The organism is Microbispora sp. NBRC 16548 (assembly GCF_030268985.1).
Taxonomy (GTDB): domain Bacteria; phylum Actinomycetota; class Actinomycetes; order Streptosporangiales; family Streptosporangiaceae; genus Microbispora; species Microbispora catharanthi.
Window position 1 is genome coordinate 473,778 of record NZ_BSSF01000002.1, and the last position, 20,450, is coordinate 494,227.

20 protein-coding genes are annotated in these 20,450 nt (G+C 70.9%); 13 read left to right on the plus strand and 7 right to left on the minus strand.

The genetic code is table 11. From position 1 onward, the window contains the following. Positions 1–16: 16 nt before the first annotated feature. On the plus strand, positions 17–1,930 hold the full coding sequence (locus QSK36_RS06595; protein ID WP_285781853.1) for an acetoacetate--CoA ligase: 1,914 nt from the start codon (positions 17–19) through the stop codon (positions 1,928–1,930). 68 nt (positions 1,931–1,998) lie between these two features. Further along, entirely contained in the window at positions 1,999–3,435 is a 1,437-nt protein-coding gene (locus tag QSK36_RS06600; protein WP_285781674.1) for an ATP-binding protein, read from the plus strand. Between the two features lie 30 nt (positions 3,436–3,465). On the opposite strand, the gene QSK36_RS06605 is transcribed toward QSK36_RS06600, so the two are convergent. Together QSK36_RS06605 and QSK36_RS06610 are read right to left on the minus strand one after the other, a co-directional pair. Then, a complete protein-coding gene (locus QSK36_RS06605; RefSeq protein ID WP_285781675.1) occupies positions 3,466–4,155 on the minus strand; it encodes a cyclase family protein in 690 nt (229 codons plus the stop codon). Next, a complete protein-coding gene (locus QSK36_RS06610) occupies positions 4,152–4,661 on the minus strand; it encodes a winged helix-turn-helix transcriptional regulator (RefSeq protein ID WP_285781676.1) in 510 nt (169 codons plus the stop codon). Before QSK36_RS06610 ends, QSK36_RS06605 begins: the two co-directional genes overlap by 4 nt. A gap of 98 nt (positions 4,662–4,759) precedes the next feature. On the opposite strand from QSK36_RS06610, the gene QSK36_RS06615 reads away from it, so the two are divergent. From QSK36_RS06615 to QSK36_RS06625, 3 genes are read left to right on the plus strand one after another with little or no spacing between them, the layout of a single operon-like run. Beyond that, a complete protein-coding gene (locus QSK36_RS06615) occupies positions 4,760–5,404 on the plus strand; it encodes a dihydrofolate reductase family protein (RefSeq protein ID WP_285781677.1) in 645 nt (214 codons plus the stop codon). Positions 5,405–5,425: 21 nt separating this feature from the next. Then, a complete protein-coding gene (locus QSK36_RS06620) occupies positions 5,426–6,217 on the plus strand; it encodes an alpha/beta fold hydrolase (RefSeq protein WP_285781678.1) in 792 nt (263 codons plus the stop codon). A 59-nt stretch (positions 6,218–6,276) separates the two neighbouring features. Continuing rightward, complete coding sequence (locus QSK36_RS06625; RefSeq protein WP_285781679.1) at positions 6,277–9,444, plus strand: ATP-binding protein; 3,168 nt, start codon at positions 6,277–6,279, stop codon at positions 9,442–9,444. Position 9,445: 1 nt separating this feature from the next. Here QSK36_RS06625 and QSK36_RS06630 read toward each other — a convergent pair whose 3' ends face one another. Continuing rightward, positions 9,446–10,291 carry an ABC transporter permease gene (locus tag QSK36_RS06630; protein ID WP_183534783.1) on the minus strand — a complete coding sequence of 282 codons (846 nt, stop codon included), beginning with the start codon at positions 10,289–10,291 and terminating at the stop codon, positions 9,446–9,448. Next, the gene (locus QSK36_RS06635) at positions 10,288–11,310 is read right to left on the minus strand and encodes an ATP-binding cassette domain-containing protein (RefSeq protein ID WP_285781680.1); all 1,023 of its coding nucleotides are present in this window, start codon (positions 11,308–11,310) and stop codon (positions 10,288–10,290) included. Before QSK36_RS06635 ends, QSK36_RS06630 begins: the two co-directional genes overlap by 4 nt. A 156-nt stretch (positions 11,311–11,466) precedes the next feature. On the opposite strand from QSK36_RS06635, the gene QSK36_RS06640 reads away from it, so the two are divergent. The 7 genes from QSK36_RS06640 to QSK36_RS06670 all read left to right on the plus strand — a co-directional run bounded on the left by QSK36_RS06640 (position 11,467) and on the right by QSK36_RS06670 (position 16,887). Further along, positions 11,467–12,378, plus strand: coding sequence for an ABC transporter ATP-binding protein (locus QSK36_RS06640; RefSeq protein WP_182898781.1), 912 nt, complete (start codon positions 11,467–11,469; stop codon positions 12,376–12,378). Continuing rightward, positions 12,375–13,100, plus strand: a complete 726-nt coding sequence (locus tag QSK36_RS06645) for an ABC transporter permease (RefSeq protein WP_183534787.1) — start codon at positions 12,375–12,377, stop codon at positions 13,098–13,100. The genes QSK36_RS06640 and QSK36_RS06645 overlap by 4 nt, the downstream gene beginning before the upstream one ends. A gap of 10 nt (positions 13,101–13,110) precedes the next feature. After that, positions 13,111–14,268 (plus strand): sensor histidine kinase, encoded by a 1,158-nt coding sequence (locus tag QSK36_RS06650; protein ID WP_285781681.1) that lies wholly within the window; start codon positions 13,111–13,113, stop codon positions 14,266–14,268. After that, positions 14,265–14,870: a response regulator transcription factor gene (locus QSK36_RS06655; RefSeq protein ID WP_139573314.1), complete on the plus strand. Its 606-nt coding sequence runs from the start codon at positions 14,265–14,267 to the stop codon at positions 14,868–14,870. Before QSK36_RS06650 ends, QSK36_RS06655 begins: the two co-directional genes overlap by 4 nt. A 65-nt stretch (positions 14,871–14,935) precedes the next feature. Next, positions 14,936–15,514, plus strand: coding sequence for a GNAT family N-acetyltransferase (locus QSK36_RS06660; RefSeq protein ID WP_285781682.1), 579 nt, complete (start codon positions 14,936–14,938; stop codon positions 15,512–15,514). A gap of 9 nt (positions 15,515–15,523) precedes the next feature. Then, the gene (locus QSK36_RS06665) at positions 15,524–16,336 is read left to right on the plus strand and encodes an alpha/beta fold hydrolase (protein WP_285781683.1); all 813 of its coding nucleotides are present in this window, start codon (positions 15,524–15,526) and stop codon (positions 16,334–16,336) included. Between the two features lie 137 nt (positions 16,337–16,473). Continuing rightward, positions 16,474–16,887 (plus strand): RelB antitoxin-like protein, encoded by a 414-nt coding sequence (locus tag QSK36_RS06670; RefSeq protein ID WP_285781684.1) that lies wholly within the window; start codon positions 16,474–16,476, stop codon positions 16,885–16,887. 564 nt (positions 16,888–17,451) lie between these two features. On the opposite strand, the gene QSK36_RS06675 is transcribed toward QSK36_RS06670, so the two are convergent. Both QSK36_RS06675 and QSK36_RS06680 read right to left on the minus strand, forming a co-directional pair. Further along, the gene (locus tag QSK36_RS06675; RefSeq protein WP_183534795.1) at positions 17,452–17,976 is read right to left on the minus strand and encodes a GNAT family N-acetyltransferase; all 525 of its coding nucleotides are present in this window, start codon (positions 17,974–17,976) and stop codon (positions 17,452–17,454) included. A 45-nt stretch (positions 17,977–18,021) separates the two neighbouring features. Continuing rightward, entirely contained in the window at positions 18,022–18,882 is an 861-nt protein-coding gene (locus tag QSK36_RS06680; RefSeq protein WP_285781685.1) for a helix-turn-helix domain-containing protein, read from the minus strand. Positions 18,883–19,021: 139 nt separating this feature from the next. On the opposite strand from QSK36_RS06680, the gene QSK36_RS06685 reads away from it, so the two are divergent. Further along, positions 19,022–19,777 (plus strand): SDR family NAD(P)-dependent oxidoreductase, encoded by a 756-nt coding sequence (locus QSK36_RS06685; protein WP_285781686.1) that lies wholly within the window; start codon positions 19,022–19,024, stop codon positions 19,775–19,777. A 119-nt stretch (positions 19,778–19,896) separates the two neighbouring features. On the opposite strand, the gene QSK36_RS06690 is transcribed toward QSK36_RS06685, so the two are convergent. Next, entirely contained in the window at positions 19,897–20,178 is a 282-nt protein-coding gene (locus tag QSK36_RS06690; RefSeq protein ID WP_285781687.1) for a Fe-S cluster assembly protein HesB, read from the minus strand. Positions 20,179–20,450: the final 272 nt, after the last annotated feature.

The following is a 20,450-nucleotide window of genomic DNA, read 5'->3' on the forward strand; positions in this document are numbered from 1 at the left end:
TGGCAAAGATGGGGGCATGGTCGAGGAAGGCGCTCTGCTCTGGGAACCCACGCCCGACGTCGTACGTGCGGCCCGGATCACCCGTTACATGGAACGACTGGGCCGTACGGGGGACTACGAGGACGTCTGGAAGTGGTCGGTCGAGTCTCCGGCCGACTTCTGGACGTCCATATGGGACTACTTCGGCGTGGTCGGTACGCGTGGCGACGGGCCCGTCATCCAGGGAACGATGCCGGACGCCGAATGGTTCGAGGGATCGGCCCTGAATTACGCCGAGAACGCGCTGCGCGGCCACCCCGGCCGGACGGCGGTGATTTTCCGCAATGAATCGGGCAGCCGCTGGCAGTACTCGCTCGGCGAGCTCCGCGAGGAGGTCGCCCGGGTCCGGGCGGGTCTCGCGCGGCTGGGCGTCGGGCGTGGTGACCGGGTCGCCGCCTACGTCCCGAACATCCCCGAGGCGCTCATCGCCTTCCTGGCCACCGCCTCGCTCGGGGCGATCTGGTCTTCCTGCTCGCCCGACTTCGGCGCGCCCAGCGTGACCGACCGGTTCGCGCAGATCGAGCCGAAGGTGCTGGTCGCGGTGGACGGCTACCGCTACGGCGGCAAGGCGTACGACCGGTCGGAGGTGGTGCGCGAGATCGCCGGGAAGCTGCCGACGCTGCAGGCCACCGTCTGGGTCCCCGCGCTCCGCGAAGGCGCCCCCGATGACGGGCTGAGCTGGGACGACCTGCGTGCCGAGAGCGCGCCGCTGGAGTTCGAGCGGGTGCCGTTCGGCCATCCCCTGTGGGTGCTGTACTCGTCCGGCACCACCGGCCTGCCCAAGCCCATCGTCCACGGCCACGGCGGGATCGTGCTGGAGCACCTCAAGTCGCTGTCCTTCCACCAGGACCTCGGCGAGGGCGATGTGTTCTTCTGGTACACCACCACCGGCTGGATGATGTGGAACTACCTCATCGGCGGCCTGCTGGTGGGGTCCACCGTCCTGCTGTACGACGGCAGCGCGGCCCACCCCGACACCGGCGCCCTGTGGCGGCTCGCCGCCGAGGAGGGCGTGACGTACTTCGGCACCGGCGCGCCCTACATCATGGCGTCGATGAAGGCGGGGGTGAAGCCGCAGGGGCTCGACCGGTTGCGCGGGATCGGCTCGACCGGCTCGCCGCTGCCGCCCGAGGGGTTCGCCTGGGTCTATTCGGATGTGAAGCCCGACGTGCAGCTCGGCTCGTTCTCCGGCGGCACCGACGTGTGCACCGGGTTCGTCGGCGCGGTGCCGCTGCTGCCGATCCGGGCCGGCGTCATCCCGTGCCGCTGCCTCGGCGCGTCCGTCGAGTCCTTCGACCCCGCGGGTGCCTCGATGGTGGGCGAGGTGGGGGAACTCGTCATCACCCGGCCCATGCCGTCCATGCCGGTCATGTTCTGGAACGACCCCTCGGGCGACCGCTACCGGGAGTCGTACTTCGCCGACTACCCGGGCGTCTGGCGGCACGGCGACTGGATCAAGATCCTCCCCGACGGCGGCTGCGTCATCTACGGCCGCTCCGACTCCACCCTGAACCGCGGCGGCGTACGGATGGGCACCAGCGAGTTCTACCGTGTCGTGGAGCGCTTCGAGGAGATCGCCGACAGCCTCGTCATCGACACCGGGCAACTCGGCCAGGAGGGCAGGCTGCTGCTGTTCGTCACCCCGGCCGACGGCGCGTCTCTGTCCGACGAGCTGACGTCTCGCCTGCGTACGGCCCTGCGCACCGAGCTGTCGCCCCGGCACGTGCCCGACGAGATCCATGTGGTCCCGGGCATCCCGAGGACGCTGTCGGGCAAGAAGCTTGAGGTCCCCGTACGGAAGATCCTGCTCGGCACCCCGGTCGAGAAGGCCGCCAACCCCGACGCCATGGCCAACCCCGAGGTCCTCACCCATTTCGCGCCGGAGCGGTAGGACGGCGACGTTTATAAGTACACTTCTAAGAAGTCGGCTTCTTAGAAGTGTACTTATATGGGGGTCTCATGAAGCCTGCTCACGTCTTCGATCGAGATCGCGAGTGGGCCGCCCTCAGGGACTTCGCCGAGGCGCCGGCTGCGGAGATGAGGCTGGCGGTGGTGAGTGGCCGGCGCCGCCAGGGCAAGACGTTCCTCCTGCAGGCCCTCGCGGACGTGTGCGACGGCTTCTACTTCGTGGCCGTCGAATCCACGTCCGCGGACGCGCTCCGGCAGTTCGGTACGGCCGTGGCGGCATACCAGGGAGTGCCGGGCACGCTGGCGTTCGCGAACTGGGACGAGGCGATCACCCATCTGCTGGACCACTGCGGCGACCGGTTGATCGTTCTCGACGAGTTCCCGTACCTGATGAAGGCCGATCCTTCGATCCCCTCGATCCTGCAGCGGGAGATCGACGCCCGGCTCGCGCATCGCGGCACGGGCAGTCGGGTGCGTCTGGTGCTCGCCGGATCCGCCATGTCGGTCATGGGGAAACTCCTCGCCGGACAGGCGCCACTACGCGGGCGGGCGTCACTCGACCTGGTGGTACAGCCGTTCGACCACCGCGTGGCCAGGCGGTTCTGGGGGATTGAGGATCCGCGGCTCGCGCTCCAACTGAATGCCATCGTGGGCGGGACACCGGCGTACAGAACCGGCTTCGTCGACCACGAGAGTCCGGGCGACGATCTCGACGACTGGGTCGTCCGGCGGGTGCTCAGTTCGGCGACGCCGCTCTTCCGGGAGGCCCGATACCTGCTGACCAACGAGATGGAGATCCGGGACGAGGCGCTCTACCACGCTGTCCTCGGCGCGATCGCGGCCGGGAACAACACGCGGGGCGGTATCGCGGGACACATGGAGCGCAAGGCGACGGACATCGCCCATCCGCTCGCCGTACTGGAGGACTGTCAGCTCATCCGCAAGGAGATCGACCCGATACGAAAGCGCTCGCTCTACCGTGTCGCGGAGCCGCTCGTGACGTTCTACGAGGCGATCATGCGGCCGGCCTGGAGCCTGCTGGAAAGGGGATGGGCCGACCGGGTGTGGCAGGCGGCCAGGCCGAGGTTCACGTCTCAGGTGGTGGGCCCGCACTTCGAGCATGTGTGCCGGGAGTTCGCGCTCGCCCGAGACTGGGGTGGCGAGTTCGCCGCCGAGGTCGCTGCGGGGATCGCACCCGGCGGCGGCAGGGGGCAGAACATCGAGGTCGACGTGATCGCCCTCGCGCCTCAGGACAACCACACACGCCGGCTCTTGTCCGTCGGCGAGGCGAAGTGGTCGGAGATCATGAACGTAGGCCACCTGAAGCGCCTGGAACAGGCCAGAGAACAACTGCACAGGCGCGGGCTCGACACCCGCGACACCGTGCTCGCCCTCTACAGCGGCGCCGGTTTCGACGGCGCACTCACCGACGCCGCCGCCCGCGACCCCCGGGTCCTCCTGGTCGACCTGCCCATGCTGTACGACTGAGCCTGACGTTCCGGGTCGCGTATGGAGCGGTCAGAAGACGAGGGCGTACGCCCGGACGGGGAACGTGCCCATGCCGGACACGGCGACGGGCGCCGCGTGGAGCCGGAACCCGGTGTGCGGCAGCCGTTCCAGTCCGCGCATGTGCTCGATGATCGGGATGCCCGCGGTGAGCAGGGCGGTATGGGCCGGGCGGAGCCCGTCGGCCATGTCGTCGATGTTGACACTGTCGATGCCGACGACGGCCGGTTGCCGGTCGGCGAGCAGGGCGGCCGCGTCCGCCGTCAGGAAGGGGTGGTCCTGGTCGCCGTAGGCCGGGCTGCCCCAGTGCCTGTCCCAGCCCGTACGCAGCAGGACCGCGCGCCCCCTGACGTCGTGGCCTTCGAACGCGTCGACGCCGATGCCGCGCCGGAGGGAGCCGGAGACGTCGATCAGCAGACCGGGGACGTCGACCAGCCGGGACAGGTCGATCTGGGCCAGGTCCTCGCCCTCCGCGAGCCGGTGGAACGGAGTGTCGACGTACGTGCCGGTGTTCGCCACCATCGTGATGCGGCCGATCTGGAACTCGGTGCCCGGGGCGTAACGGCCCCGGGAGTCCTCGCGCGTCAGGTGATCGCCGATCTCCGGTGCGGGCAGGCCCGGATAGGTGACCATGCCGTGCCGGACCACATGACTGAGTTCGACGACACGGCCGCGCGGGTGCTGCTGATCTTCGGATGTCACGTTTCCATTGTCGATGACGTCGCCAGGACCCCTTCGTACGCATCCTGGAGCAGCTGGGAGGCGCGGGGGCGATCGGGGTCGGGGCGGGGGATGCCCAGGTGCGCCTCGCGCAGTTCGTCCATCAGGTCCTCCCAGAGGGGCGGGCCGCCCTCCTCCAGCAGCCGCGCCCGGATGGTCAGCTCCGGTGTCGTCGGCCGATGGCGCAGGCCCCAGGAGCCGAGCGCGACCATGACCGGAACCGTCTGGATGCCCGCCTCGGTGAGGCTGTAGGTCCCTCGCCGTCCTCGCCCCGCTTCCTCGTGGCTCAGCAGGCCTCCGGCGACGAGGGCCTTGAGACGGCTGCTGAGGATGTTCGACGCGATCCCCTCCTCGGAGTTGGCGAGCAGGTCACGGAAGTGCCGGCGCCCGCCGAAGACCACGTCGCGCAGGACGATGAGGCTCCATCTGTCTCCGAACGCCTCCACTGCCGCGTTGATCGCGCATCCCGACCGCGGCTCGTCTCGCATGACCGACCTCCAACTGATTGCGTTTTGCCACCACCTAGTCTACGCTCAATCTCAGTAGTTGCAATCCGCAAGCAGTGGTGGGAAACAGGAGATCAGCAATGTCTCGTGTCAGAGTGCACAATTTTTCCGTCTCTCTGGACGGCTTCGCCACGGGCGAGGGGCAGAGCCTGGACGAGCCGTTCGGCCACGCAGGCGGACGGCTCCACGAGTGGTTCTTCACGACCCGGACCCTCCACGCCATGCAGGGGAAGACCGGCGGCGGCACCGGGGTCGACGACGCCGTCGCGGGTACGTGGGACGCGGGCATCGGCGCGGAGATCATGGGCCGCAACAAGTTCGGCCCCCAGCGCGGCCCGTGGGAGGACCACGAGTGGACCGGATGGTGGGGACCGAACCCGCCGTTCCACACGCCGGTCTTCGTCCTGACCCACCACACCCGGCCCTCGGTGGAGATGGAGGGCGGCACCACGTTCCACTTCATCGACGCCACGCCCGAGGAGGCCCTGCGTCAGGCCCGCGAGGCCGCAGGCGGCCTCGACGTGCGGATCGGCGGCGGGCCGAGCACCGTCCGCCAGTTCCTGGCCGCCGACCTGATCGACCACATGCACATCGCCGTCGTCCCGATCATCCTGGGCCGCGGCGAGCGCCTGTGGGACGGGCTCGAAGGACTCGAGAAGCGCTTCCTCATCGAGTCCGTGACCACCCCGAGCGGCGTCACCCACATGACCTTCACACGACGGTAGACCCCTGAAAGGCTGACGGACATGACCGAGAACATCACGTCCAAGGACGGCACGATCCTCGCCGTCGACGCGATCGGCCAGGGCGCGCCGGTGATCCTCGTCGGCGGCGCGTTCAACGACCGTTCGACCGTGGCCGGGCTCGGCGCCGAACTCGCGCCGGCGTTCACCGTCGTGACCTACGACCGGCGAGGCCGGGTGGGCAGCGACGACAAGAGCGACGACTACCAGGTCGCCAACGAGATCGACGACCTGGCGGCGGTCATCGAGCACGTGGGCGGCCGGGCCTCGGTGTTCGGGCACTCCTCGGGCGCCGTCCTCGTGCTGGAGGGGGCCATGCGCGGGCTGCCGATCGACCGGGTGGCCGTCTACGAGCCGCCGTACTGCGCCGACGAGAACCAGCCGAGGCCGGCGGCCGACATCTACGACCGGCTCAAGGCCCTGGTGGCCGCCGGTGACCGCGACGGTGCGGTGGAGTTGTTCCTCCACGAGGCGGTCGGGGTCCCGACCGAGGCGATCGCCGGGATGAAGGCCGGGGAGGAGTGGGCGTTCCTGGCCGACAAGGCCCCCAGCCTGCCGTACGACCTGCTGGTCAGCGCGCCCTGGCAGGTGATGCCGTTCGATCGGCTCGCCGGGATCGGCGTGCCGGTGCTGGCGGTGTACGGCGACCAGACCGCGCCCAACCTGGCGGAGGGCACGAAGGCCGTCGCGGCGACCGTGCCCGGCGCCGAACTCCTGGTGATGCCCGGAGAGGACCACGGGGTGCTGCACCGGCCGGCGGCGCTGGCGCAGATTCTCACGAAGTTCTTCGGCTGAGCGTCTGCCGGCGCCGGACGCCGGAAATTGTCGGAGCGGGCGGATACCTTCGAGTCGGCATGCGAATCGACGGCGCGAGCACTGGACTGATCGGCACCGAGCTGATCGGCAGGGAGCATCCTGCCGCGATGCTGCGCGCCGAGATCGCGCGGGCGGTCGGCAGCCACGGCGGCCTGACGCTGGTCGCCGGTGAAGCCGGCATCGGCAAGACCACGCTCGTCACCAGCGCGGCCGAGGAGGCCCGGCGTCTGGGCGCGCTGGTCCTCAGCGGATCGTGCTGGGACTCCGACAGCGCCCCGGGCTACTGGCCGTGGGTGCAGATCCTGCGCGGGCTGCGGCGGTGCGCCGCGCCCGAGGAGTGGGCGGCGGCCGAGGACGCCGCGGGCGCCGGACTGCCCGCGCTGCTGGGCGAGTCGCCGAGCGCCGACGCGGCCGAGGGCTTCCGGCTGTACGACGCGGTGACGAGCGGCCTGGTGGCGGTGTCGCAGAGCCGTCCCCTGGTGGTCGTGCTCGAAGACCTTCACTGGGCGGACGTCGCGTCGCTCAGGCTGCTGGAGTTCGCGGCCCAGCACACCTGGTTCGAGCGGGTGCTGCTGGTGGGCACCTACCGCGACGTGGAGGTGGAGTCGGCCGACCATCCGTTGCGGCCCCTCGTGCTGCCGCTCGTGGCGCGGGCGACCACGGTCACCCTGACCGGGCTCGAACGCGAGGAGGTCGGCGCGCTGATGACCCGCGCCGCCGGCCGGCATCCGTCCGCCGATCTCGTGGCCGAGGTGCACCGGCGCACCGGCGGCAACCCCTTCTTCGTGGAGCAGACGGCGCGGCTGTGGCGCAGCGGCGGCTCCGTCACCACGATCGCTCCCGGTGTCCGCGACACCCTGCTGCGCCGGCTGTCCCTGCTGCCCGCGCCGGTCGTGGACCTTCTCGTCACCGCCGCGCTGCTCGGGCGTGAGTTCCATCGCCAGGTGCTGGCCGCCGTCGCCGCCGTTCCCGTTCCCCAGGTGGAACGGCTGCTCGACCAGGCGGTGGCCGCCCGGCTCGTGGTAGCGAGGGGCGGGGAGGCGCGGGGCGGGGAGGAGTTCGCGTTCGTGCACGACCTGGTCCGCCAGACGCTCTACGAGTCTCTCGACGAGAAGGCGGCGTCCCGGCGGCACGCCGCGGTCGTCCACGCCGTCGACGGATCGCCCGCCCTCGCCGAGCATGTGCTCCCCGCCGACGTGGCCCGGCACGCCTACCTCGCCGGTGACCACGTCGAGCCGGCCCGCGTGGTGGACCGGCTGCTCGCCGCGGCCCGTGACGCCGCCGCTCGCCTGGCCGGCGAGGAGGCGCTCGGGCACTACCGCAGGGCGCTCGAACTGGCCGCCGTCGCCGGTGATCCGCGCCGGCGTGTCGTGGTCGCACTCGAACTCGGCCGCGAGCTCTACCACGGTGACGACGGCGACGGCCAGCGTGCGTTCGAGGAGGCGGCCGCCGTCGCGCGGGAGACCGGCGAGCCCGAGCTGGTGGCCCGGGTGGCGCTGTCCGTCTACGCGGCCTGCGGCGGCGACGGCGGCCCGCTGGTCGCCGACCTGCTGCGGGAGGCGCACGGCGAGCTGGTCCGGGACGGCCGCCCTTCCGACGAGGAGCTTTCCCTCGACCACCTCGCGCGGGAGCTGGCCATCCATGTGGCGCTGCTCGCCCGGCGCGGCGAGGACGACGAGGCGCTCGCCTTCAGCCTGTGGGCCTTCCACGACGCCATCTGGGGCCTGGGCACCGCTCCCGAGAGGGCGGCGCTCACCGGAGAGCTGCTGACCCTGGCCCGCCGCACCGGCGACGTGGAGATGGAGAGCATCGCCGCCGCGTTGCGCTGGGTGGCTCTGCTTGAGCAGGGCGACCCCGCTTATCTCGGCCAGTTCCGCGAGTTCGTCGCGCTCGGCGGCCGCGCCGACCTGCCGCGCATCGACATGGCCACGGCCAGCGACCGCAGCATCATCGCCGCGCTCACGGGCGACTTCGGCCAGGCGGAGACCCTGCTCGACGAGCTCGCGCGGTTCGAGCACGGGCACGACCACTTCGCGTACATGCTGGACCACCACCGCTGGGCGGTGCGGATGCTCCAGGGCCGCGACGACGGCCTGGACGAGATCCACCGTGCGCTGCGCAGGAGCCGGCACCCCTGCCCGGGCCTGCTGGAGGCGATGACCGCGCTGCGAAGGGGAGACGGCGCGACCGCGCTGCGCCACCTGCGCGACACCCTGGCCAGAGGCGAGCCGCGGCGCTCGATACAGCCCCTGTGGCTGCGGTTCCAGGCCATGGTCGCCGCGTGGTCGCGCGACCCGGAGCTGTGTGAGAAGGCGAGGGCAGAGCTCGACCCCTACCTCGGCAACTGGGCGGTGTCGATGTACGGCTGGGACATCGGCGGCCCGGTGGTCCTCCTGCGGGCTCTCGTCGACGCGGCGCAGGAACGCTGGGACGAGGCGATCGACGGGTTCACCGCCGCCTGGCACTCCGCCGAGCTGCTCCTCGCCCGCCCGTGGTCCGTCGAGGCGCGGGCGCATCTCGGTGAGGCGCTGCTGCGCCGGGGCCGCCCGGGCGACGCGGAGGAGGCCGGGAAGCTGCTGGACGACGTGGAGGGCGAAGCACGCCGGCTGGGCATGCGGCACGTTCTGGAGCGCGTCCGCAGGAGCCGTACGCCCGGCCCCGGGGCCGAGTTCCGGCGGGACGGCGCGGTCTGGACCCTGGGGTTCGGCGGCCACACCGTTCACCTGCCCGACGCCAAGGGCCTGCGCGACCTCCACTGCCTGCTGCACCACCCCGGGGCCGACCTGCCCGCCGTACGGCTGCTCGCCCCGGAGGGCGGGGAGCTCGTCGTCGCCGCCCGGAGGATGGGCGGCGACGCGGTCCTCGACGAGGAGGCCAAGGCGCGATACCGGCACCGGCTCGCCCTGCTCGACGAGGAGATCGACCGGGCGGCCGAGCAGGGAGACGACGGCCGGGCGGCCGAGTTCGACAGGGAACGGGCGGCCCTGCTGGCCGAGCTGCGCTCCGCCTCCGGGCTCGGCGGGCGTGACCGCCGCCTCGGCGACGAGGCCGAGCGCGCCCGCAAGGCCGTCACCGCCCGAATCCGCGATGTGCTGCGCAAGCTCGACCGGCTTCATCCCGCGATGGCCGCCCATCTGCGCGCCGCCGTCTCCACCGGCGCCACCTGCCGCTACCAGCCCGACCACGAGATCACCTGGCGCCTGTGACCTATTTGCGGTTGTAGAGGCGCATGGTCAGCGCGCCGAAGACCACGATCGACACCGCGCCGCAGACCAGCACCCAGGTGATCTCCCCGGTGTCCGGGCTGCCCGCCATCAGCGAACGCGCCGCGGTGACCAGGTGGGAGATGGGGTTGACTCCGACGAACGCCTGCAGCCAGCCCGGCATGGTCTGCGGGTCCACGTAGACGTTGCTGAGGAAGGTGAGCGGGAACAGCACCAGCATGCTGACCCCCATCACCGACTTCTCGCTGCGCAGCAGCAGCCCGAACATCGTCCAGATCCACGAGAACGCGAACGAGAAGACCACCAGCAGCGCGATCGCGGCCAGCACGCCGACGACCCCGCCCTGCGGGCGGAAGCCCAGCACCAGGCCGACCACGAGGATGACCGTCGCGGCCATCGTGTAGCGGAACGCGTCGCCGAGCAGGTAGCCGACCATGGTCGACGGCCGCCAGATCGGCAGCGTACGGAACCGGTCGAAGACGCCCTTCTCGATGTCCTTGTTGACCTCGACCCCGGTGTACATCGTGATCATGACGACGCTCGTCACCATGATGCCCGGCAGCAGGAACTGCAGATACTCCGTCGGCGAGCCCGCCAGCGCACCGCCGAACAGGTAGGTGAACATCAACGTCATCATGATCGGGAACGCGGTGACGTCGAACAGCTGCTCGGGCACGTGCTTGATCTTCAGCATCGCCCGCCAGCCGAAGGTCAGCGAGGCCGACAGGGCGCCGGGGCGCGGCGGGCGTGCCCCGGGGGCCAGCACCGCGCCCAGCGTGTCGGCCGCGGGGACGAAGGACGTGCCGGTCTCGGTGGTCGTAGCGCTCATGCCGCCGTCTCCTCCATTTCCTTGTCCGTAAGAGCCTTGTCCGTGAGTGCCAAGCTGTGTTCTCCAGGAGGCGCGCCTGTCAGCGCGAGGAAGGCTTCGTCGAGGCTGGGCTGGCCGAGGGAGAAGTCGTCCACGACGATGCCCGACGCCGCCAGCGCGGCGAGGGCGCGCGAGGCCCGCTCCGCACCGGCGTCCGCGTCCTCTCCGGCGATGCGGGCGGTCAGGGCCACGGGGTCGGCCTCCAGGTGGACCTGGGTGTTCAGCTCCCCGGCCAGCACCCGCTCGGCCTCGGGCCGTTGCGCGGCGTCCCGCAGCCGTACGTGCACCGACCCCGAGCCCACCGACGACTTGAGCTCGCCGGGCGTGCCCTCGGCGATGACCCTGCCGTGGTCGACGACCGCGATGCGCCCGGCCAGCCGGTCGGCCTCGTCGAGATACTGCGTGGTGAGCAGCACGGTCGTGCCGTGGGCGACCACGATCCTCACGATGTCCCAGACCTGGTTGCGGCTGCGCGGGTCGAGGCCGGTCGTGGGCTCGTCCAGGAACAACAGGTCGGGCGTGTTGAGGATGCTGGCCGCGATGTCCAGCCTCCTGCGCATGCCGCCCGAGTAGTTCTTGACCTGCCGGCCGGCGGCCTCGGTCAGTCCGAACGCCTCAAGCAGCCGCATGGCCCTGTCCCTGGCGGCGGACTTCCGGTGGCCCAGCAGCCTGCCGAGCAGGACCAGGTTCTCCATCCCGGTCATCTCCTCGTCCACCGAGGCGTACTGGCCCGTCAGGCTCACCCGGCTGCGTACGGCGTCGGGCTCACGCAGCACGTCGTGGCCGAACACCCTGGCCTCGCCGCCGTCCGGGCGCAGCAGGGTCGCCAGCATCTTGACCGCGGTGGTCTTCCCCGCCCCGTTGGGGCCGAGCACGCCGTACACCGTGCCCGCGGGCACCGTGAGGTCGAGCCCGTCCACCGCGCGGTTCTTGCCGAATGTCTTGACCAGGCCCGATGTCTCTATTGCCAGATCTCGCATGATCTGTCGTCTCCGTTCCGTTCAGCCGTTCACGGAAGAGGCGCCAGACGTGGGGCAGGGCCCGCTAGATCCGATCTAGCGACCGTGACATCTGTCGTGGGCGGGTCGTGACAGACGGCGGAGGTCCGCGTCGGGGCGCTGGCGGAGGCTTGCCGCATGGACATTCACGACGGCGCCCCCGCCCTGTCCGTGGCGGGGCTGCGCAAGACGTACGGCGAGACCCGCGCGGTCGACGGGATCGACCTGGTGGTGGACCGGGGGGAGGTGGTGGCCCTGCTCGGCCCCAACGGCGCGGGCAAATCCACCACGATCGACATGGTCGTCGGGCTGGCCCGTCCGGACGCCGGGGAGATCGCCGTGTTCGGCGCGTCTGCCCACGAAGCGGTGCGGCGCGGCATGGTGGGCGTGATGCCACAGGAGGGCGCGCTGCTCGACGACGTGACCGTCCGGGAGACGGTGGCGCTGATCGCGTCTTTGCACCGGACGCCGCTGCCGGTGGAGGAGGCGCTGAGCCGCGCCGGGGTGGCCGACCTCGCCGACCGGCGGGCCGCGCTGCTGTCCGGCGGCCAGAAGCAGCGGGTCCGGTTCGCCATGGCGCTAGTGCCCGGCCCGGACCTGCTGGTGCTCGACGAGCCGACGGCGGCCATGGACGTGACGGCCCGGCGGGAGTTCTGGCAGTCGATGCACGCCTTCGCCGAGACCGGCCGGACCGTGCTGTTCTCCACCCACTACCTGGAGGAGGCCGAGGCGTACGCGGACCGGGTCGTGCTGATGCACGCGGGCCGCGTCGTGGCCGACGGGCCGGTGTCCGCGGTCATGGCCGAGGTGTCCGGCCGTACGGTGACCGCGACCGTGCCCGGCGCCCGCGCCGAGGACCTGGGCGCACTGCCGGGCGTGACGGCGGCGCACGTCCGCGACGGCAGGGCCGAACTGCGCTGCACCGACTCCGACCTGGTCGTACGCGAACTGCTGACGCGCTATCCCGAGGTGCGGGACGTCGAGGTGGGCGCGCTGGGCCTGGAGGACGCCTTTCTCCGCCTGACCGGAGCTTCGGAGGCCGTGCGATGACCGGATATCTCACGTTCGAGATCAGGCGGACCCTGCGAGACGCCAAGTTCCTGTTGTTCGCGGTCGCCCTGCCGGTGGGGCTCTACTTGCTGATGGCCGACCGTTTCATCGACCAGGGGGCTCCCGCGTCGTACGTCATGGGCGGGGTGGCGGCGTTCGGGGCGATGAAGGCGGCGCTCGACGTCGGTGCCCGCACGGCGGTGGAGCGCGGTATCGGCTGGCAGCGCCAGTTGCGGCTGACCCCGCTCAGTGGAAGCGGCTACCTGCTGGCCAAGGCGTCGGTGGCGATGGTCGTGGCGCTGCCGCCGGTGGCCGGGGTGTCGCTGGTCGCCGCGCTTGTCAGCGGGGTGCACCTGTCTCCCGGCGGGTGGGCGGTGGCCGTGCTCGGCGTGTGGGCGGGCACGGTGCCGTTCGCGCTGCTCGGCCTGCTGATCGGCCAGTTCGCCACCGCCCAGAACCTGCAGGCGTACCAGGGGGCGGTGGTGCTGCTGCTCAGCTTCGTCGGCGGGCTGTTCATCCCGGTGAGCACGTTCCCGCAGGCGCTCGCGACGGTGGCCAAGGTCCTGCCGAGCTACTGGCTCGCGCAGGTCGGGCACGCCACCGCGCTCGCTGGCGGCAGCGGGGATGACAGCTGGCAGGCGGCGCTGGTCCTGGCGCTGTACGCGCTCGTGCTGGGCGCCGCCGTGGTCGTCCGGTATCGCCGCGCCACCGCTCGGGCCTAGGGTGACTGACGTGGGCGAGCAGGGTGTATGGGGGCGTTCCGCCTGGCCGGTGTGGAACCCGGCCCGGCCGGGGTCCCGTTCCGCCCACGTCCGTGGTGTCCTCGTGCTGTCGCTCTTCCTGCTCTGGCCACTGTGGGAGGCGCTGGGACCGGACGGGATCTGGCCGGAGGCCCCGGTCGTGCGGATCGCGATCGGTGCCGTCACGCTCCTGTACGCGGCGGGCTGGCTCGGCGCCATGGTCGCCGGGGTCCGCCTGCCGCCCCGGCGGCGGATCCTGCTCGTCGGGGCGCTGTTCGCGCTGGCGGTCGTGGCGGCCCTGCTGCGCAACGGCCCGCTCTACCTCGGCCACGCCGGCGTGTTCAGCTTCGTGCTCGCGGTGGCGGCCTGGCTGCTCCCGGCCCGCTGGGGCGTGCTGCTCGCGCCGGCGAGCTGGGTGGTTCAGGTGCTCGCGCACAGTGCGGCCCCCGGTCCCGTCACCTGGGGATATGTGGGCGGGCTCGTCCCCGGGATCGTGATCCCGGTGGCCGTGACGCTGCTGATCCGGCTCGTCGTCCAGCTCGGCCAGGCCCACGAGGAGATCGCGGCGCTGGCCGCGGCGGCGGAGCGCGACCGGCTGGCCAGGGACCTCCACGACGTGCTCGGGCACAGCCTGACCACGATCACCGTGAAGACCGGCCTGGCCCGCCGGGTGCTGGAGAGCGGCGGCGACCCGGAACGCGCGCTGGCCGAGCTGCGCGACGTCGAGCGGTTGTCCCGGCAGGCGCACAGCGAGGTGCGCCTGACCGTGTCCGGCCGCCGCCGGCCGTCCCTCGCCGCCGAGCTGGCGGGGGCCCGCGCGGCGCTGCGGGCCGCCGGGATCAGCGCCGTTCTCCCGTCGTCCGCGGACCGTGTCCCGGCCGAACTGGCCGAGCCCTTCGCGTACGTCCTGAGGGAGGGAGTCACCAACGTGATCCGGCACAGCGGCGCGACGCGGTGCGAGGTGCTGTTCGGAGACGGCTGGCTGGAGGTGCGCGACAACGGCCCGGGGCAAAGAACGGCAGGGCAGAGCGCGGCGGAGCCGGGCAACGGCCTGTCCGGGCTGGCCGAGCGGCTGCGCGCCGTCGGCGGGCGGGTCGAGGCGGGCCCGCTTCCCGCCGGTGGCTTCCGGCTGCGGGCGAGCCGCGCATGATCAGGGTGTTGCTCGCCGACGACCAGGCGCTCGTACGCGGGGCGCTGGCGGCGATGCTCGCGCTGGAGCCCGACATCGAGGTGGTGGCCCAGGTCGGCTCGGGCGAGGAGGTCGTCGAGGCGGCGCGGCGCAGCCGGCCGGACGTGGCGTTGCTGGACGTGCAGATGCCGGGCAGGGACGGCCTGGAGGTCACCGCCGACCTGCGCGCCGCGCTCCCGTCCTGCCGGGTGGTGATCTGTACGACCTTCGGGCGGCCGGGCTACTTCGCCCGTGCCATGGAGAACGGCGCCTCGGGCTTCGTCGTGAAGGACGCGCCGCCCGAGCACCTGGTCGACACCGTGCGCCGGGTCCACGCGGGCCTGCGCGTGGTCGATCCCGCTCTGGCCGCCGAGTCGCTCGCCAGCGGGTCGAGCCCGCTGACCGCCCGGGAGCGCGACGTGCTGCGCGCGGCCCGGCAGGGCGGCACCGTGGCGGAGATAGCGCGGAGCCTGCACCTGTCGGCCGGGACGGTACGCAACCACCTGTCGGCGGCGATCGGCAAAACGGGAGCGAGCACCCGCGCCGAGGCCGCGCTGATAGCCGACGAGCACGGCTGGCTCTGAAGCGTCATCGCGGCCACGGGAAAAGCGAATGACCGGCATGTGGCTCAGGCGGGACAATCGCCCCCATGTCTCAGCCGATACTGCGGACCGACCGCATCACGCTTGTTCCGCTGTCCGACGAACACCTCGAGCACGAGATCGAACTCGACGCCGATCCTGAGGTCATGCGCTACATCACCGGGCGTGCACGTAGCCGTGAAGAGGTGGAGGTCCTCCATCGTCAGCGGCTCGCCGCCGCGGACGACGTCGCGGGGCTCGGCTTCTGGGTCGGTTTCGTGGATGGGCGGTTCGTCGGCTGGTGGCTTCTGGAGCCACCCACGCGTGCCGACCAAGGCCCGGTCGAAGGACAGGCCGAACTCGGATACCGGCTCCTGCGACGCTGCTGGCGCCAAGGCTTGGGCAGCGAGGGAGCCCGCGAGCTCCTTCGCCATGGATTTGAAGATCTTCGACTGATGCGCATCTTCGCCGAAACCATGGCGGTCAACGCCGCCTCCCGCGCGACGATGTCCGCGATCGGCATGCAGCACGTCCGTACGTTCCACATGGACTGGGAGGAACCGCTCCCCGGCAGCGATCGTGGCGAGGTCGAGTACGCGATCACCCGAGAGCAATGGCTCGCTTCCCGAGCGGCCAAGCTTGGTTAAGTTGTCGATATGGAGGCAGAGATCGGCGGCATACCGGTGCATTTCGTCGAGCACGGCGACGGGCTTCCCGTTCTGGTGCTACACGGATCGGGGGTGGACCATCGCGAGATGGTCGGCGCCTTGGAGCCGGTCTTCCGCGACCGGCCTGGTTATCGGCGCGTCTACCCGGACCTGCCCGGCATGGGGCGCACTCCGGTGCCGGACTGGTTCCGTGGCTCTGACGATGTCCTCGATCTCGTGCTCGGCCTGATCGACGCCGTCGTCGGCGATCAGCGGTTCGCGATCGTCGGCCATTCGTTCGGCGGGTATCTGGCCGGGGGCATCGCCGGCCGGCGCCCGGCCCAGGTCGCGGGGCTGGCGCTGATCTGCCCCATCGGTGAGGAGTCGCGTGACGTGCCCCCACACGCGGTGCTGCACGCCTTGGTCGACGTGGCCGATGCCCTGGATCCGGCCGAGCAGGCCCAGTTCCGGGACTACTTCGTCGTGCAGACGCCCGCCACTGTGGAGCGTTTCCGGGAGTACGTGGCTCCGGCCCTGCCCCTCGTCGACCAGGACGGCCTCGGGCGGATGTTCGATCAGTGGCGGCTGAGCGACCCTTCCGGGGACGCGCCGCCGTACACGGGCCCGACTCTGATCCTCACCGGGCGCCAGGACTCCACGGTGGGGTACGCCGGTGCTTGGGAGCTGGTGGAGCGATATCCGCGTGCCACGTACGCCGTCCTGGACCGGGCCGGCCACGCGCTGCCGCACGAGCAGACCGGGCTGCTCACCGCGCTCATCGCCGAATGGCTCGACCGAGTGGGCGAGCATCGCGCAGCCTGAGTGCCGAAACGCCGTTCACTGACGTGCTCGTACTGAAAGATCCAGGTCAGCCGTAGGCCGATCGCGTGGCAAGTACTTCAGGTACTTGACGTACTTGTAGGCGGATCTGATACTGGGGGAGAGCGAAGGGGATCGGTATGGGAGTGCATTTCGCCAGCTACACGGAGGCCCGTGCGAAGCTGAAGGAGCTTCTCGACGCGGCGGAGCGGGGCCGGAGCGCTACCGTCAGCCGTGATGACCGGACTGCTGCTGTGGTGGACGGCGAACGCCTCCGTTACTTCCTGGCCCGAATCTGCCCGTCCAATGCCCAAGTGGTGGCCGAGGATGGCGGATGGTCGGTCTTCATTCCAGGATTGCCCGTAGCCGCGGACGGATCGACGTTCGACGAGGCCATCGACGAGATGATCGACGCGCTTCGGGAGTACGCCGAGGACTGGCAGGACCACCTGTTGGACGCGCCTAACCACCGGGACAGCTGGGGTCTGGTGCAGATGATCTGCCTGAGCAGCGACAACCAGCTACGGGAGTGGCTGACCGGGGTGGCTCCATGACGTGGCCGCAGCCGACCCGGGAGGATCACGAGCGCTTCTGCAAGAACGAAGGCTGGCGACGAATCCGGGATGCCAGGGGACGGACGGGCACTCACCACGTCACGTACGAGTTCGACCTTCCCACGGGCGGCATCCTGCGGACGCGAATCTCACATCCACCTGACCGCACGACTTACGGGCCCAGCCTTTGGGCTCATATCCTGCGGGACCAGCTCCAGGTCTTCGAGGAGGAGTTCTGGGGCTGCGTCCGGGACGGGATCGTTCCTGATAGAGGAGGCCCTCAGGCGCCGCTAGAGGCTCTTCCCGCGGATCTCGTGCACCTCCTCATTCACCGAGTGGGACTTACGGATGCCGAGGTCGCCCGGATGTCGAGGGACGAGGCGCTTGCTCGCCTGCAGCTCTTCTGGTCGGAAGGCTCGTAGCCCGATCAGGAGGCGGGGCAGCGGCGGTCGCCGCTCGGCCTGGAACCGCTCCCCGACGGTCATCGCGGTGAAGGCGCCCGAGGAGACAAGGCCCGCCTGAGAGGCGCCGGTGGCGTCGCGACCGTCCGCGGTCCCGGTCCGCTCACGGATTCGGCGGGTACGGATCGCTGCGCAGCCTGCTGTACATCCAGCCGTCGCGCCACTGACCGCGGAGGAACTCCACCGCGCGTAGGACGCCCTCCAGCCTGAAGCCGGCCTTCTCCAGCGACTTCTGCTCCGCGATGTTCTCCGGATGGGTGAACGCCTGGATGCGCTCGACCGGGGTGTGGGTGAACAGGTAGTCGCACAACATCGCCTGAGCGCGCCAGCCGACGCCACGGCCACGCCAGTCCGGCAGCAGGGCGATCCCTATCTCCCAGTATCGGGAGACTCCGAACCCTCGGGCCGACCAGCTCATCATGCCCGCGGCCGTGCCGTCGGCCTCGACGATGACCCTGCTGTCGTCCACCCCTAGATAGCCGTCGATGGCGAAGCGTCGCGCCGGGGCCTGGGCGTCGCGGAATCCCGCCCAGTCGAGGCCGATCAGTCCCGGCTCGGTGACGAAACGCCGGAACATGGCGAGATCGTCCTCTGTCACCGGCCGCAGCCGTACCTCAAGTGCGCTCACCGTGCCGCCTCCCCTCGATGCTCTTCGACGATAGCGCTGAGATCGTCAGCCGGTGACGGCGCGAAGGGCGCCGGGGTGGCGGCCGGTGAGGTGGTCGAGCCTGGCGGCGGTGACGTCGTCCGCGGGGAGGTAGGCGATCAGGAGTTGGTTGTCGTCGCCGGACAGGCCGAGGGTTTCATAGGCCAGACGTAGTTCGCCCGCCTCCGGATGCGTCAGCCGTTCGACGCCGGTGCGCCTGGACGGGCCGGGCGGAGTCGTCAACCGGTCGGTGAAGGGGGCGCCGACGGCGAGGGTCAGTTCGTCGACGAGGTGCTCGACGTGCGGGTCCTCACGGGAAACCCCCAGTTTCAGCCCGGCGAGCCGCTCGTCGGCGACCCGGTCCCAGTCGGGATACGCGGCTCTGGCCCGGGGGTCGGCGAAGACGTACCGCACCAGGTTGGGCGGCCGGCGGTCCAGCAATCCGATGGGGCCGGCGAGTCGCTCATAGCCGTTCGTGTGGGCGAGCACATCACCGAGCCGGTTGACCACCAATGCCGGGGCCGGTTCGAGCCGGTCGAGCAGTGCCCGGACGGTGGGACGGACCGACTGCGCGGGCGGCCCCTGGCACGGGCCGACGAGCCGGCCGGCACCGTCGGCCGCCTTGAAGTGATGGAGCAGATGGAGGCGCTCGTCGGCGGACAGGCGCAACGCGTCGGCGAGGGCGGCGAGCACGGGCACCGAGGGGTGACGATCACGCCCCTGCTCGAGCCGGGTGAGGTATTCGACGCTGATCCCGGCGAGCGTGGCCAATTCGGAACGGCGAAGGCCGGGGGTGCGGCGCCGGCCGCCGCCGGGCAGCCCGACCTCTGTGGGGGTCACGGCCTCGCGGCGGGCCCGCAGGAACTCGCCCAGAGTGTTGTCGCTCACGATTCGGCAGGCTACCGAGTGGCTTCGTTTCCGATCGTGGCCCTGCGGGGGCCAGTCTCGGCCCGGTCTCCCTCCGGTGGTTCCTGTCGCCGGATCCTTGGCCCTGCTCAAGGTTTCCACTGTCGTGAGGAGCATTGGAATGGATCTGGGACTCAGCGGCCGTACGGTCATCGTGACGGGAGCCTCCGGTGGCATCGGGCGCGAGATCGCCCGTGGGTTCGCCGCCGAAGGGGCCGATGTGGTGCTCGCCTATCACCGCTCCCAGGCGGGCGCGGAGCAGCTCGCCAAGGAGATCGGCGGACGCTCGCTCGTCGCTCCGTACGCGCTGGACGACGACGAAGCGGCCCGCGGCCTGGTCGAGAGCGTGCTCGGATGGTCCGGCCGAATCGACGTGCTGGTCAACAACGCCGTGCACTGGGGCGCCACCGAGCCCGATGGGGACCTCCCCTTCGATGCCGTGCCCGACGAGAGGTGGCAGAAGGTGATCCGGGCCAACGTCGAGGGCGCGCTCCGGCTCAGCCGGGCGGTCGTCCCGTCGATGCGGGAGCGCGGATGGGGCCGGATGGTGCACATCTCGTCGAGCATCGCGGTCGACGGCATGCCCGGTGGGGAGTACTACGGCGCCGCCAAGGCGGCGTTGCACGGTTTCAGCAGGTCCGCCGCGTTCGGGCTCGGGAAGGACGGCGACATCCTGTCCAACGTCGTCATGCCCGGCTTCACCAGGACCGAGACCAACGTCGCGATGGTCGAGCAGGCAGGCGGGCACTACAGCGCGCGTGCTCCGATCGGCCGCCTGCTCGACGCCGCCGAGGTCGCGGGCGCCGTCGTCTATCTGGGCTCGGCCGCCAACACCGGCATCACCGGACAGGCCATCAAGGTGACCGGCGGCGCCTGACACCTGTCCGCTGTGACGACCCGATGCGAGCCCGCGAAAGCAGCCGGCTGGTCTGATGCCGGACGACCTGCGGGCCCGCACGACGTGGGCCGCGGTGTCGTACCGCTGGAGAGGCGGAATTACCGGCGCATCAGCTTGAAGGTGTGCTCCCCCTCCGTGCCGATCTCGGCGTCGAGCGTCTTGTCGTCGAGCGCGGGTGCCACCCCCGCCTCGACGAAGACCCGGGTGTCCGCCTTCTCGATCACCTGGTCGCCGGCCTGCGGCGCACTCACCAGAGACAGTTCGAGCGAGGCTTCCGTGCCGGGCTTCGCCGCCAGCCGCAGGCCCGCCTGGTCGGGAATGTTCTCACCGACCGTCAGATCGCGAATCGCCGTGACGGCGTTGTCGGTCAGCGTCAGCATTGAAATGCTCCTTCACCAATGGGGGACGGATTTTCCGGACGGCCGGAGGGAATCCCGCACCGCCTGTGGGTCGGGACGGCTCGACGGCGCGTGTGCAACCCGGCCGCCCTGACCGCGTAACGCCGTACCCCCGATCCGGGCGGGAAACCGCATAGCGCTCCGGTCGTGCGCGTCCTACCGATCACTTCCGCCCATCGGTCCTCTTCCCGTCGCTTGTCCTCGCCGGTTTGCGTGATGCTACACATTCAAGCCTATTTACTTGTTTTTCTGTA